This window comes from Dorea sp. YH-dor226 (assembly GCF_039832105.1).
Lineage (GTDB): Bacteria > Bacillota > Clostridia > Lachnospirales > Lachnospiraceae > Dorea_A.
Genome location: NZ_JBDOHS010000014.1, coordinates 39560 through 54626 on the forward strand (window position 1 = coordinate 39560; position 15067 = coordinate 54626).

The 15067-nt window shown below is 43.6% G+C and carries 12 protein-coding genes, 1 other RNA gene and 1 other annotated feature; all 13 genes read right to left on the minus strand.

Annotated elements, in window-relative coordinates; translation table 11 throughout:
* Position 1: 1 nt before the first annotated feature.
* The 13 genes from pheT to ABE547_RS11555 all read right to left on the minus strand — a co-directional run bounded on the left by pheT (position 2) and on the right by ABE547_RS11555 (position 14926).
* On the minus strand, positions 2-2422 hold the full coding sequence (gene pheT, locus ABE547_RS11495; RefSeq protein WP_347378916.1) for a phenylalanine--tRNA ligase subunit beta: 2421 nt from the start codon (positions 2420-2422) through the stop codon (positions 2-4).
* 23 nt (positions 2423-2445) lie between these two features.
* The gene (gene pheS / locus ABE547_RS11500; protein WP_235248728.1) at positions 2446-3465 is read right to left on the minus strand and encodes a phenylalanine--tRNA ligase subunit alpha; all 1020 of its coding nucleotides are present in this window, start codon (positions 3463-3465) and stop codon (positions 2446-2448) included.
* A 71-nt stretch (positions 3466-3536) separates the two neighbouring features.
* Positions 3537-3767 (minus strand) — a binding site (T-box leader).
* A 56-nt stretch (positions 3768-3823) separates the two neighbouring features.
* The gene (locus tag ABE547_RS11505) at positions 3824-4666 is read right to left on the minus strand and encodes a YihY/virulence factor BrkB family protein (RefSeq protein ID WP_347378917.1); all 843 of its coding nucleotides are present in this window, start codon (positions 4664-4666) and stop codon (positions 3824-3826) included.
* Positions 4667-4722: 56 nt separating this feature from the next.
* Entirely contained in the window at positions 4723-6075 is a 1353-nt protein-coding gene (locus ABE547_RS11510) for a SpoIID/LytB domain-containing protein (RefSeq protein WP_347378918.1), read from the minus strand.
* 117 nt (positions 6076-6192) lie between these two features.
* Positions 6193-6374: non-coding RNA, 6S RNA (gene ssrS / locus ABE547_RS11515), on the minus strand.
* Between the two features lie 55 nt (positions 6375-6429).
* On the minus strand, positions 6430-8034 hold the full coding sequence (gene pckA, locus ABE547_RS11520; RefSeq protein WP_347378919.1) for a phosphoenolpyruvate carboxykinase (ATP): 1605 nt from the start codon (positions 8032-8034) through the stop codon (positions 6430-6432).
* Between the two features lie 283 nt (positions 8035-8317).
* Entirely contained in the window at positions 8318-9805 is a 1488-nt protein-coding gene (gene thrC, locus ABE547_RS11525; RefSeq protein ID WP_347378920.1) for a threonine synthase, read from the minus strand.
* 26 nt (positions 9806-9831) lie between these two features.
* Positions 9832-11109, minus strand: coding sequence for a Na+/H+ antiporter NhaC family protein (locus ABE547_RS11530; RefSeq protein ID WP_347378921.1), 1278 nt, complete (start codon positions 11107-11109; stop codon positions 9832-9834).
* 15 nt (positions 11110-11124) lie between these two features.
* Complete coding sequence (gene leuD / locus ABE547_RS11535) at positions 11125-11616, minus strand: 3-isopropylmalate dehydratase small subunit (protein ID WP_347378922.1); 492 nt, start codon at positions 11614-11616, stop codon at positions 11125-11127.
* A complete protein-coding gene (gene leuC / locus ABE547_RS11540) occupies positions 11616-12890 on the minus strand; it encodes a 3-isopropylmalate dehydratase large subunit (RefSeq protein WP_347378923.1) in 1275 nt (424 codons plus the stop codon). The genes leuD and leuC overlap by 1 nt, the downstream gene beginning before the upstream one ends.
* A gap of 116 nt (positions 12891-13006) precedes the next feature.
* On the minus strand, positions 13007-13855 hold the full coding sequence (locus ABE547_RS11545) for a PHP-associated domain-containing protein (protein WP_347378924.1): 849 nt from the start codon (positions 13853-13855) through the stop codon (positions 13007-13009).
* Between the two features lie 80 nt (positions 13856-13935).
* Positions 13936-14109 carry a hypothetical protein gene (locus tag ABE547_RS11550; RefSeq protein ID WP_347378925.1) on the minus strand — a complete coding sequence of 58 codons (174 nt, stop codon included), beginning with the start codon at positions 14107-14109 and terminating at the stop codon, positions 13936-13938.
* Between the two features lie 88 nt (positions 14110-14197).
* Positions 14198-14926 carry a hypothetical protein gene (locus ABE547_RS11555; protein WP_347378926.1) on the minus strand — a complete coding sequence of 243 codons (729 nt, stop codon included), beginning with the start codon at positions 14924-14926 and terminating at the stop codon, positions 14198-14200.
* Between the last annotated feature and the right edge of the window lie 141 nt (positions 14927-15067).

The window sequence follows — 15067 nt, forward strand, 5'->3', positions numbered from 1 at the left end:
TTTATTTACGAAGTTCAATACCCATCTCTTCCAGTGCCTTTAATATTCTGTCCATTGCTGCAGTCACATCCGCATCTTCAAGCGTCTTATCTTTTGCACGGAACACAATAGAGTAAGCGACTGATTTGAATCCGGCTTTAATCTGAGCACCTTCATAGATGTCGAACAGAGAATAGCTTTCCAGATATGCTCCACCCTTCTTCTCAATCACATCTTCAACCTGTCCAACAAGGATCTCTTTTGGCATAACCATACTGATATCACGGGTAACAGCCGGGAATCTGGCAATTCCGCTGTATTTTCTGTCAAATGTTGCTCTTGCAACAATCTCCGGCATGTCAATCACTGCAATGTAAGTTCTGGTTCCGATTCCATACGTATCAGCAACATCCGGATGTACCTCTCCCAGATATCCGACTACGACTCCGTCATAGATGATATTCGCCTGGCGTCCCGGATGCAGGAACGTTTTGCCTGCATTTGGATCGTAGGTTTCTTTTTTGTGCATTCCTACTTTATCAAAGAACTCTTCTACTACTCCCTTCATAGTGAAGAAATCTCCTTCTCCATACATACCCAGTGTGAACTGGACACGTTCTTCCGGAAGTTCGGTAAGCGGAAGTGCCTTCGGAAGATAGATATTGGCAAGTTCGTATAATCTTACATCTTTATTTCTTCTGTTATAATTGGTTGCAAGAGAGGTCAGCATTCCGTTAATAGAAGATGTACGCATAATACTGTAATCCTCTCCCAGTGGATTTTTGATCTCGATTGCCTGACGCAGTACGGAATCCTCAGGAATACGAAGCTTTTCATATACCTTCGGGCTTTCAAAAGAGTATGTCATTCCCTGACTGAATCCACAGAATTCTGCGATATCACGTGCAACCTGCTCAATTCTCAGTTTGAAGGACAGTTTTCCGGTCGTTGCTTCTCCCTTCGGAAGCGTTGTCGGGATATTATCATATCCGTAAAATCTTGCAACTTCTTCTGCCAGATCCGCAATACGGAACAGGTCATGACGGAAAGTAGGTGCAATCACCTCATTTGTCTCTTCATCATATTCCAGATCAATCTTCTTAAAGTAACCAAGCATATCTTCTTTGGAGATATTGGTTCCGAGAAGACTGTTGATCTTATCCTGGTCAAATGGTACTCTCACCGGTTCTTTCTTTTTCCCGTATACATCTACCATTCCGCCGACAACTTCACCGGCTCCCATCTCTTCTACCAGCTGACAGGCACGATCGATTGCAGCCTGTGCGTTATTCGGATCCAGGCCCTTTTCAAATTTACCGGATGCATCTGTACGAAGTCCGATCTTCTTACTGGATTTACGGATATTGGTTCCGTCAAAACAAGCTGCCTCGAATAACATGGTATGCACGTCATCCGTGATCATGGAATTCTCTCCACCCATGATACCAGCGATACCGATGGATTTCTTTCCGTCGCAGATCATCAGCACAGACTCATCCATCTCCCGCTCCTGACCGTCAAGAGTCGTAAACTTCTCACCCTTTGCTGCTGTACGTACTACAATCTCATGATCTTCGATCGTATCCAGATCATATGCATGCATCGGCTGTCCATACTCTTCCATCACATAGTTTGTAATATCGACCAGATTATTGATCGGGCGGATTCCTACAGATGCCAGACGTCTCTGCATCCATTTCGGAGACGGACCAATCTTAATATTTTTTACCACTCTCGCACAATATCTCGGACACAGCTCTGTATCTTTCACTGTAACCTTAATATAGTCATTCACATCCTCATCATTGCCTGTCGCAGTCACAACCGGCGGATAGAACTCTTTTCCAAATGTTGCCGCTGCCTCTCTTGCAATTCCGATCACGCTGAAGCAGTCTACACGGTTGGATGTAACCTCATATTCTACGACAACATCATCCAATCCCAGTGCTTTAATTGCGCTTTCTCCGACCACTGCGTCATCATCAAATATATAGATTCCATATTCCGGAGCCTCCGGATACATATCTCTGTCAGAACCAAGCTCCTCGATAGAACACATCATACCGCAGCTCTCCACACCGCGAAGCTTGCCTTTCTTGATCTTGATACCGCCGGCCACACGCTGTCCCGGCTCATGTCCGCCAGCCACACGTCCGCCGTCCAGCACAACCGGAACCTTATCTCCTTCCTTCACGTTCGGAGCACCGGTTACGATCTGTACTGTTTCTGTTCCTACATTTACCTGACAGATGATCAGCTTGTCTGCATCCGGATGTTTCTCGATCTTTTCAATCTGTCCGATTATGATCTTATCCAGATCAGCATCCATTTTTTCATATCCTTCTACCTTTGTACCGGACAAAGTCATTGCATCTGTATATTCCTGAGCCGTTACATCCAGATCCGGAACATACGCTTTTATCCATGATAATGAAGTATTCATTCTCTTTTTCTCCTCCTTATGAATTAGAACTGTTTCAGGAAACGAATATCATTTTCGTACAACAGTCTCATGTCATCGATTTCATATTTCAGCAGCGCGATACGCTCCAGACCGACACCGAATGCAAATCCGGTATATTCTTCCGGATCAATTCCACACATTTCCAGTACATGCGGATGTACCATACCACAGCCGAGAATCTCAATCCATCCGGATCCTTTACAGAACCTGCAGCCTTTTCCGCCGCATTTGAAGCATGTAACATCCATCTCCGCGCTTGGTTCGGTAAATGGGAAGTGATGCGGTCTGAATTTTGTCTTTGTCTCTTCACCGAACAACTCTTTTGCAAATACTTCCAGAGTTCCCTTCAAATCTGAAAAAGATATGTTTTTATCAATTACAAGTCCCTCGATCTGATGGAAGGATGGAGAATGTGTCGCATCCACTTCATCAGAACGGAATACACGTCCCGGAGACAGAATACAGATTGGGAGCTTACCCTGCTCCATGATACGTGCCTGTACCGGAGATGTCTGTGTTCGAAGTACAATATCTTTATTAATATAGAAAGTATCCTGTTCATCCTTTGCCGGATGTCCGTCCGGAATATTCAGTTTACGGAAATTATATTCGTCATACTCAATTTCCGGTCCTTCCACAACTTCATAACCCATACCGGTAAAGATCCTCTCTACCTCTTCGAGTGCGATTGTGTTCGGATGACGATGTCCGACGGTATTTTTCTTTGCCGGAAGAGTAACATCGATTACTTCCTGCTTCATCTTCTCTTCTCTGATGGCTCTTTCCATCTTTACTTTACTTTCTTCGAGAATACTTTCGATTGCCGCTCTCGTTTCATTGACCATCTGTCCTACCTTCGGTCTGTCTTCCGGTGCAACATCTTTCATTCCTTTTAATACTGCGGTAAGTTCCCCTTTCTTACCAAGGAATCTTACACGCACATCATTCAGTTTTTCCGGCACATCGGCCTGTTCAATGGCCTTCAGTGCTTCATCTTTGATGTTTTGAAGTTTGTCTTTCATCATTTTCTTCCTTTCATTTCTTTAAATTAAAGCATTATGATTCTTTTATAGGTAAAAAAAATCCCCATCCCGAAAGGGACGAGGTATAACCCGTGGTACCACCCTGATTCCCATATCCTTCCTTCGGATATGAGCACTCATAACATGCGTAACGTGCATATACGTCACCTTCTACTATTACTTCAAAAGTGCAGCTTACGTGGGAAATTCGTTTACCATCTGAACCAAAGGGAACTTTCAGCCCGGTGATCCCCTCTCTCTTTTGGAAAATGGAGCACTACTTACACGGTCATTGCTTTTAACTATGAATACTTAATTATTGTAACATAAGAATCGAGGATGTCAAGAAATAATTCTCTTACCTCCGCTCTTCCCCTTTCTGTTCACACTTTTCCTTAACCATAACATTCATTTCTCCGCCAAGCAGGATTCCATACATGCAGAAATACATCCATAACATAATCAGTACGATCGTCGTAAGGCTGCCGTACATTGTCGAAAACCCTTTGAATACATCCAGGTATACAGAAAAGATCCAGGACACGATCATCCATCCGACTGCTGTAAATGCCGCTCCGGAGAGCTGCTCCTTTATCCTGCCTTTCCGGTTCGGAAGGAACTTATAGAGCATCAGGGAAAATACTACCAGAAGGATAGGAGTAATGACGATCCTTATCCGAATCAGCTTGTCCGCGAACTGCTCCAGGAACGGAATATGCTCTGTAATGAATATATTCAGCGTATTACCAAATACAGACATTACCAGAAGAAATATAATCACAAGCAGGAACATGACGGTATAGATGGTCGCCCGGATTCGCAGAACGACATAATTTCTTGTCTCCTGACACTTGTAGATCATGTTCAGTCCATTTGTCATTGCAAGCACGCCTTTTCCGGCAGACCAGAGCGCCACAAGAATTGTAAGCGGGATGACACCCATCGACTGATTATACACCTGATTCACGATGGATGTGATCAATGTCTCTACCGAACTTGGAAATACCTGCAGAACAGCCGTCATGATATCAGCTTTTGTAACCGGTGTATATTGCACCATTGTAATCAGAAGCAGGATAATCGGGATCAGACTCAGCATGAAGAAATATGCTGCCTGTGCGGCATATGCTCCGACATGATCATTTCCTATCCTGCTCGTTATTTCAATTACTTTACTATACAGATTTTTTACTTTCTTCATTGTATTCTCCCGATATATTTAACCTATATTTTACTTGATTTTCACCGGTTTGTCTATTACATCTTAACTTCAACTGTGATCCCCTGAAAAAACAGGGTCAGTATCTCTATATAAGTTTTCCCGTTTTTTGCCATTTCATTTGCTCCGTTCTGGCTCATTCCGATTCCGTGCCCATACCCGCCTCCTCTGATCTTATATACATCTTCGTTCTTTTCGATTGTAAAAAATGCGCTCGGAAGCAGCGTCTGGCCGGGTACTTTTGTACCATCCTGTTTGATGATCTCATATCCACTTCCGCCAAGTGCCCTTCGGATCTTATTTTCTGTATCTACTGTTACACTCCCTTTATCACCCACTGCACAGATCTGGAGCACAATATTCCCGGCTCCTGTTCTTGTCACTTCTATACTTTTCAGTTTTCCAATGTCCTTCCCCGTATAAAAACCGATCAGTCCGGACAACACTTCTTCCGGAATGTCTGCTTCCCACCGGTACCATGGAAGGTCCTTTTCATAATCGCCGTTTTCTCCTCTTACTTCAACCGACTTCAGATATTGATTTGCTTCACTGACCGGTGTCCCCCATGCCCGGACATCCGTAGTGACACCACAGGAGGTTGAATAATAATACGCCGTTACTATCTGTCCGTGATAACAGAGTACCTGACCGGCCGTCTCTGAGACCGCCTGATCTGTCATCTCCTGCGGAAGACTGTTTCCATATACCTGATAATCTGTGCTGTCATTCACATGTGCTTCATATTCCGGATATGCATAGCTTTCCATCTGCTGCCATGCATAACTCCTTGCACACACCGCCTGAGCCTTTAATGCTTCCAGTTCATAAGAAGCCGGCATCTCGCTTGGAACTACTCTGCACAGATATGTTTCTACCGGAAGCTCATTGATGACCACGATTCCCTCCGGAGTCGTCCGAAGTTCCAGCACTCCCGCATAGGATGGATGTCCGCAGGCCCTCGTAATTCCCGTTACTGTAACTTCTCCTCCATCTCTGGCCTTTATCCGGACGATGCCGTCCTGAAACCATGTACTATCCGGCAGGAACTGAACCGTCTCCCCTTCCGCAGTTTCCAGTACCGTTTCACCTGCACAGATCTCCATGCCGCCTGCAGCACATACTTCTACCGAGGAATGTACCTCCTGCTTATACCCATCCGTCATGATCAGCACCCGAATAACGGAAGAGTCCTGTCCTGTTTCTTCCTGCGATGCTGTATTCCCATCCTGAATATCTGTCTCGTATTTCCGGTTGTTCTGATCCTGCTTTGCATATACTGCTGACAACAGACCGCAGACGATCAGAAGCATGATCAAAAGGGACATCCCAAGGTAAGACATCCGTTTCAATTCTTCATTTCTCAACGCTTTATTTTTTCTGTTTCTGCTCACTTGCCATGTAACCTCTTGTCCCAGGTCTTTCTCTAATGTATGCTTCAATATGTTCTTCTATGAACTCGTTTTATACTGCAAAAAAGGCAGCCACGCACGGCTGCCCTTTATCATTTGCATATCCCCAAAATGCCGGTTTCTGTATTTTGACTCCTAGCCACAGCTAGGTGGGTGTCCGCATCTGCTTTTTTGTCTTCCCCTGCATGATCGGGGGCCTGACATATTACAGAGATGTAGGAGTCCCGTTTAAAGTATTGTAGGTTCAAAATTACAGAAGTTATCGCACATCCCAGGTTTTGACTAAAATTATTATAACCTATTTACGTACATTTTACAACTCATAAAAGCGTTTTTTTATAACTGTGGACCAGCAGAAACTAATGCTTTTCCGGCTTCATTTCCTTCGTATTTTGCAAAGTTCTTGATGAATCTTCCCGCAAGGTCTTTTGCCTTCTCTTCCCACTGTGCAGCATCTGCATAAGTATCGCGAGGATCCAGAATTGCAGGATCAACGCCCGGAAGCTCTGTAGGTACTTCAAAATCAAAGTATGGAATCTTCTTTGTAGGTGCATTCAGGATATCTCCATTCAGGATTGCATCGATGATTCCACGGGTATCCTTGATAGAGATACGTTTTCCTGTGCCATTCCATCCTGTATTAACAAGGTATGCTTTTGCACCACTCTTTTCCATTCTCTTAACAAGCTCTTCTGCATATTTTGTAGGATGCAGTTCCAGGAATGCCTGTCCGAAGCAAGCAGAGAAAGTAGGTGTCGGCTCTGTGATTCCACGCTCTGTTCCTGCAAGCTTTGCTGTAAATCCTGACAGGAAGTAATACTGTGTCTGCTCTGGTGTCAGTACAGATACCGGTGGAAGTACTCCGAAAGCGTCTGCAGACAGGAAGATTACATTCTGAGCAGCCGGAGCGGAAGATACCGGACGTACAATCTTTTCAATATGATCAATCGGGTAAGAAACACGTGTATTTTCTGTTACGCTCTTGTCTGCAAAGTCAATCTTTCCGTCAGCGTCAAGTGTTACGTTCTCAAGAAGCGCATTACGTCTGATCGCATTGTAGATATCCGGTTCAGATTCTTTGTCCAGGTTAATTACTTTTGCGTAGCATCCACCTTCAAAGTTAAATACTCCATTGTCATCCCATCCGTGCTCATCATCACCGATCAGAAGACGCTTTGGATCTGTAGAAAGTGTTGTCTTACCAGTTCCGGACAGACCGAAGAAGATTGCTGTGTTCTCTCCGTTCATATCTGTATTTGCTGAACAGTGCATAGATGCAATTCCTTTCAGCGGAAGGTAATAGTTCATCATGGAGAACATACCTTTCTTCATCTCTCCGCCGTACCATGTATTAATGATAACCTGTTCACGACTTGTGATATTGAACACAACTGCAGTCTCTGAATTCAGTCCTAATTCTTTATAATTTTCAACTTTTGCTTTTGAAGCATTATAAACAACAAAATCTGGCTCAAAACTCTCAAGTTCTTCTGCGGTAGGCATAATGAACATGTTCTCAACAAAATGAGCCTGCCATGCAACTTCCATGATGAAACGGATCGCCATGCGTGTATCCTTATTCGCTCCACAGAAAGCATCTACTACATAAAGCTTCTTATCGCAAAGCTCTTTTACTGCAATATCCTTTACTGCTGCCCATGTCTCTTCAGAAGCCGGATGGTTATCGTTCTTGTACTCATCAGAAGTCCACCATACAGTATCTTTGGAGTTTTCATCCATAACGATGAATTTATCTTTTGGAGAACGTCCGGTATATACGCCTGTCATTACGTTCACTGCTCCAAGCTCGCTGACCTGTCCTTTTTCAAATCCTTCAAGACCTGCCTGTGTCTCTTCCTCAAATAATAATTCATAAGAAGGGTTGTGTACAATCTCTGTAGTTCCTGAAATGCCGTACTTACTTAAATCGATTTTCGCCATCTTTGTTTAACCTCTTTTCTATAAATTTGAGCGTCGTCGGAGCTGTTCATCCTATCCCATGTCCCGCAACAACGACATTTGTTCCATTATCGCATTTTTCTACAAAAAAGTCAACACTTTAACAATCTCTTTCGCGAAAGTTTATATCCTTTATTATTCATTTATTTTTCTCTTTTCCTAAAAATTCGTTTTCACTTTTACAAAAAATGCAGGATTAATCAATTAATCCTGCATTTTTTGTTTTTCCAATTATGAAATTTATTTATAATTAACATAAATATTCTTATATATTTAAAATCTTCTCCACTGTCTCGCGCATATTATCCTTCTCGCATTCCAGGGTATGCAGAACATTTGCATTCAGAATATCCTGAATTGCCTGTGGCATCTCTACACCGGACACAGTCTCCAATACTTTCAAGAGATCCAGTTCATCCATATCTGCATACTTTTCATCGATTGCCGTCAGAACACTTTTTACAAACTTATACGGACTTGCAGTAGATGCAACCACACTCTTTTTGGAATCCAGTGAGTTTTCCTGATATTTCCCGCATACATAAGATGCCACCGCAGTGTGTGTATCGATCACATATCCGGTCTTATTGTATACTTCCCTGATATTCTGAGCACATTCTGCTTCCGTTGCATATCCTGACACAAAATCATTCATTCGTGCCTTCATATCATCCGTTATCTCATATACACCTCTGCACTTCAGATCTTCCATCATCTGCTTTGTCTTCTGATCATCTTCTCCTGATATCAGATAGATCAGACGTTCCAGATTGCTGGAGATGAGAATATCCATAGACGGAGAAGAAGTAAGTACGAACTCACGATTTCTGTCATAAGTTCCGGTCTGGAAGAAATCAAACAGAACTTTATTCTCATTGGATGCACATACAAGCTTATCGATCGGCACTCCCATCTGCTTTGCATAATAGGCCGCAAGAATATTTCCGAAGTTTCCTGTCGGAACAACAACATTGATCTTCTCTCCTAGCTGAATCTCTTCATTTTCCAGAAGTTTTGCATATGCATATACGTAATATACGACCTGTGGAACAAGGCGTCCGATATTAATGGAATTAGCAGAAGAAAACTGATAACCATTATCTTCCAGCTTCTTCGCCAGCTCCGAATCTTCAAACATCGCTTTCACACCGCTCTGTGCATGATCAAAATTGCCATGGATTGCCACAACATCTACATTATTTCCCTTCTGAGTGACCATCTGGAGCTCCTGCACTCTGCTGACACCGTTTTTCGGATAGAATACGATGATTCTGGTTCCTTCCACATCCGCAAATCCGGCGAGTGCAGCCTTGCCTGTATCTCCGGAGGTTGCAGTAAGGATCACAATCTTATTCTGCACCTGATTCTTCTTCGCAGATGTCGTCATGAGATGTGGCAGAATCGAAAGTGCCATATCCTTAAACGCAATCGTTGCACCATGGAATAATTCCAGATAATAGGTATTGTCTACTTTTACCAGTGGCGCAATCTCTTTTGTATCAAACTTACTGTCATATGCCCTGGTGATACAGTTTCTCAACTCTTCCTCCGTAAAATCTGTCAGAAACTGCTTCATTACGGTATATGCCGTCTCCTGGTACGTCATTCCCTTCAGTTCTTCCATAGAAACATCCAGCACCGGAAGTTTTTCCGGAACAAAAAGTCCTCCGTCCGGAGCAAGTCCTTTTAAGATTGCTTCTGAAGCTGTCACTCTGAGATTGGAATTTCTTGTACTTTTATAATGTAGATTCATTCTCTTTTCTTCCTTCCATACTTACTTTAATCTGCTTTTCGAAACAGAATGAAAAGCACGGCACTGATCGCCATCAACACAGGATAGAACAGATACGGCATAATCTGAAACGGAGTAAGTCCGGTAAGACCCGCCGCTGACAGAAGCTGTGCTCCATATGGAATCAGCCCCTGCCCCACCGATGTGAAGATATCCAGCAAAGATGCAGATCGTCTCGGAGACACATGAAATTCTTCACTGATCTCCTTTGCGATCGGTCCTGTCATAACGATTGCAACCGTATTGTTTGCTGTACACATATCTACAAGAAGTGACAGACCTGCAATTCCGATCTCAGCTCCGCGCTGTCCTTTGATTCTCGTTTTTATCATATTCAGAATAAAGCGAATTCCCCCATATTCCTTTACCAGTGACACAATACATGCCACGATCATAGATATCACCGTAATATCATACATCCCGGTCACACCGTTTCCTACTGCAGAGAACATCTCTCCCAGCGCAAGGCTTCCGGTCGCAACTCCAATAACCAGCGACAGCACTGTACCTCCGATCAGCACCAGAAACACATTGATTCCGATCAGTGCACCTGCAAGAACGACAAGATACGGGATGACCCTCAGAACATTATATGTAAGTTCTTCATTTAATTCGCATTCTCCATGCATTGTCAGTACAAAAAACAGCACCATAGTGATCAACGCTGCAGGGAGCACGATCAGAAAGTTCTCTCTGAACTTATCCCGCATTTCACATCCCTGTGTCTTGACCGCCGCGATCGTCGTATCTGAAATCATGGACAGATTATCTCCAAACATCGCGCCGCATACAACCGCTCCTATACAGATTGCCAGAGCAAATCCGGTCTTTTCACTGATACCGACTGCAATCGGAGCCAGCGCTGCGATCGTCCCCATAGATGTCCCCATGGAAACGGAGATAAAGCATCCGATCACAAACAGTCCCACTACTGCAATCCCTGCCGGAAGAACAGAAAGTCCCAGATTGACTGTACTCTCAACTCCGCCTGCTGCCGTGACTGCTCCGGAAAATGCACCGGCACACAGATAGATCAGACACATCGTAATGATATTGTCATCTCCGACTCCCTGTGCCGCAATTCTGATCTTATCATTAAAGCTCAGCTCACTGTTCTGCAAAAAGGCAATGAACAATGCAATCAAAAATGCTACTATTGCAGGCATCGCATAAAAATCCCCCGTCACGATGCCCGAGCCCAAAAATATTACCAGGAAAACTCCTATCGGCAGCAATGCTGCCGCGTTACCTCTCTCTTGACCCATTCCAACACCTCTTATTTACTTTTTCTTACTGTTTGTATACTTTACAAGGCCTCCCGCCGCAATCAGCTTCTGCATGAATTCCGGGAACGGCTGTCCCTGGTATTCGGTGCCTTTGGTTCTATCATAGATTTTTCCGTTGTCAAAATCAATCTCCACCTCATCCCCTGCTTCAATCTCTTTTGCTGCTTCCGGACACTCTATGATCGGAAGTCCGATGTTGATTGCATTTCTGTAGAAGATTCTTGCGAATGTCTCAGCGATCACGCAGCTGACACCGGCAGTCTTAAGACAAAGCGGCGCATGTTCTCTGGAAGACCCGCATCCAAAGTTCTTATTTGCCACAATGATATCCCCCGGCTGAACCTTGTGAACGAATTCCGGATCAATGTCTGCCATAGCATGACTTGCAAGTTCCTGCGGATCAAAAGAATTCAGATACCTTGCAGGAATAATTACGTCCGTATCAACGTTGTCACCATATTTAAAAACGTGTCCCAATGCCTTCATTATCTGTCACCTACTTTCTCTGGATTTGCAATACATCCTGCTATCGCACTTGCTGCTGCCACTTCCGGGGAAGCAAGATATATCAGTGAATCCACATGTCCCATTCTTCCGACAAAATTACGGTTTGTTGTAGATACACACTTTTCTCCTGCTGCCATAACTCCCATGTGGCCACCCATACAAGGTCCACAACTTGGTGTATTAACTGCACATCCCGCATCTACAAAGATATCCAGAAGACCTTCTGCAATACACTGCTTGTAGATCTTTTGTGTTGCAGGTATCACCATCACACGAACATCCGGATGAACGGTACGTCCCTTGAGAATTGCTGCCGCTCTTCTCATATCCTCCATTCTTCCGTTTGTACAGGATCCGATCACTACCTGATCGATCTTGATCGGCTCCATTGCTTCGATCTCATCAATCGTCTTTGCGTTGCCCGGAAGATGTGGGAACGCCACTGTCGGACGTACTTCAGAAAGATCGATCTCAACAACTTCATCATATTCTGCATCTTCATCTGCTTCGAATACCTGATAAGATTTCTTTGTATGCTCTTTCAGATAGCTTTCTGTCTTTTCATCCACCGGGAAGATACCGTTCTTGGCTCCGGCTTCAATTGCCATATTAGCCATTGTAAATCTGTCATCCATAGAAAGGCTTGCAATACCCTCTCCTGTAAACTCCATAGATTTGTACAGTGCTCCGTCTACACCGATCTTACCGATAATATGAATGATAATATCTTTACCACTTACGTATGGTCCCGGTTTCCCGGTCAGCACAAACTTAATTGCTCCCGGAACCTTGAACCACAGTTCTCCGGTTGCCATTCCGGTTGCAATATCCGTTGTACCCACACCTGTGGAAAACGATCCAAGAGCTCCATATGTACATGTATGCGAATCCGCACCGATAATACATTCGCCGGCGGCTACAACTCCCGCCTCCGGAAGAATTGCATGCTCTACTCCTGATTTGCCCTGTTCAAAATACCAGGACAGTCCCTGTTCTCTGGCAAACTCACGAATTGCTTTTGAATTTTCTGCTGATTTAATGTCCTTATTCGGGGTAAAATGATCCGGTACAAGAACCACTTTATCTTTATCAAATACGGAATCTGCCATTTTTCTGAAAATAGGCAGTGCCATTGGTCCTGTGATATCATTTGCCATAACCACGTCCAGCTTTGCTTCAATCAGCTGTCCTGCGGTTACAGATTCCAGGCCGGCATGTGCTGCCAGTATTTTCTGCGTCATTGTCATTCCCATAACAATTATTCCTCCTTATATGTCTGGTCTTACGCTGTATTTTAACACAGATAAATATATTGGTGCAACAAAGAATGGTGATGAATTTCTTCACCACCATTTCACCTTTCCTTTATTTACATATCTGCATGCATTTTCTGTCTTCTTATATTGTGCAGATATGGGATCTCGATCGGATCGATCGGATCAATCGGATTCTCAATTTTCCCTTTCTCCGTTCTGCTGTGTTTCTTGAGAAGCGCCCCTCCTCTGTTATAAAACCAGAATGAGTATGTCAGAATCTTATGTGCTGCTCCCATCTTATCTTTAACCGTCTTGCCATAGAGAGCACCGCCCGTTTCAATCTGTGCCTTACTTCGGATCAGGGAGATCAGCTCGGTCTCACAGGTGACGCGTTCCGGAAGAATTGTATATCCCATTCCCACACAGTCCTGTTTGTGTGCATCGCTTCCTCCGATTCCCGGTTTTTTATATTTTTTTGCAAGTTTCATTGCTCCGTCATTTGAGGCTTCCGATTCACACGCATTAAATGCTTCGATAAAATCAAAACGTTTGATCAACTCCGGAGATTTGTAGAATCTGTTTGTATTCGTAAAACTCAGATACTTTTCTCCACAGGGATGTGCCGGTCCCAGAATTCCACCATGGCGATGCACAAAATCAATCAGTACACTGACCGGCAGACCTTTTAATTCCAGAAGTCTCATCTTCACACCCTCCGGCATGATACAGATAATATGCCCGGCATCCAGAGTATCATACTCGATGCCTTTGAGCACAACAAAATCTTCGTGCATCTTTCCCTTCATGTGATTCTTCCAATGACGATATCCATGATACGTATCATGATCCGTGATCAACATTCCGTCAAATCCTTTTTCCTTTAAGATCATGATATACTCGTCCAAGCTTACCTTGCTGTCAACAGATCCTTCCCGCACGTGACAATGCATATCCAGTTTCATAAGTAAGCCTCCTTCACAATAATCTTAACAATATTATAGCACATCCTGTTCAAAATACAACTAAGCCAGAATACTGTTAATTAGATTATTTTTCCATTATTAACAGACCTTTTCACAAAAACCGCACACATAATCCATACAATCATATAAAGATATCCCGGCACTTCAATCTCCGAAAAACTATACAGCAGCATCAACATCATCTGAACTGCAATTCCTGTAATAGCAACAACCATTTTCATCTTTTCTGACATAAAATACACCTCTCCTTCCATAGTGATTACTATAGCAGAAGAGGTGTGTCATAAAATGGACTCATTTTCCTATTATCCACAATACTTTTTAATCGTCTTCATCCTCTGAATCTTCCATATCTTCATCAAGAACCATTCTCGCTTTTTCCACTTCAGATTCCATGGATTCCTGATCTCTGACTTTTCTGGAATATATCTTTTCTTTCTTTCCGACCTTTCTGGAATGCATCATTGTCTGAATCATCCAGCCGATCACAGCGAGTGCTGCACTGAGCGCATATCCGATCCAAACCGTATTGCTCATTCCGAACAGAACAGGAAGGGCCATACCTGCTTCCGTTCCGCCGGTAATTCCGGTAATCAATATTACAATCAGATCCGTAAAAAGCACAGCCAGAACAGCAAGAATAATCGATACTGCCAGACAGATGATAATGACGATCAGATTCGTTGACCGAATCAGAAGGCTCATTGTTCCCATACTATAAAAAAAGGTCACTAAAAAGACGCCGAACTTTTTCAAAACAGCAGCCAGTATACACAGAATAAGAGCTCCCGCAGCAGTAACACCAATCATTGCCGTTCCATTCAGCCCCGCCACTACGCCTGCGGCGATTCCGATCCCTGCCCCGAGCACAAGACCAATCAATGCGGCAAGCACCCGGACGATCTTCAATCCGAAAATCGCAATCACGAGTCCAATCACAATCGTGACGACCGCAGCTCCCGTAACAATCTGAGACGCTCCCTCAAGTATCGCATCTGCTGATCCGTCCATATCCTTCAGCATATCCAGCATGTTCATCATTTCGTTCATTGTTTCTAATCTCCTTCAATTCTTGTCAATAACGATACGCATATAAAAAACCTATTTTATTATATCAGTCAGATATTCAATCGTAAAGAGAATCCTGAAAAAATCCCTTTCAGATACCAAAAAGAGGCTGTCACCGCAACA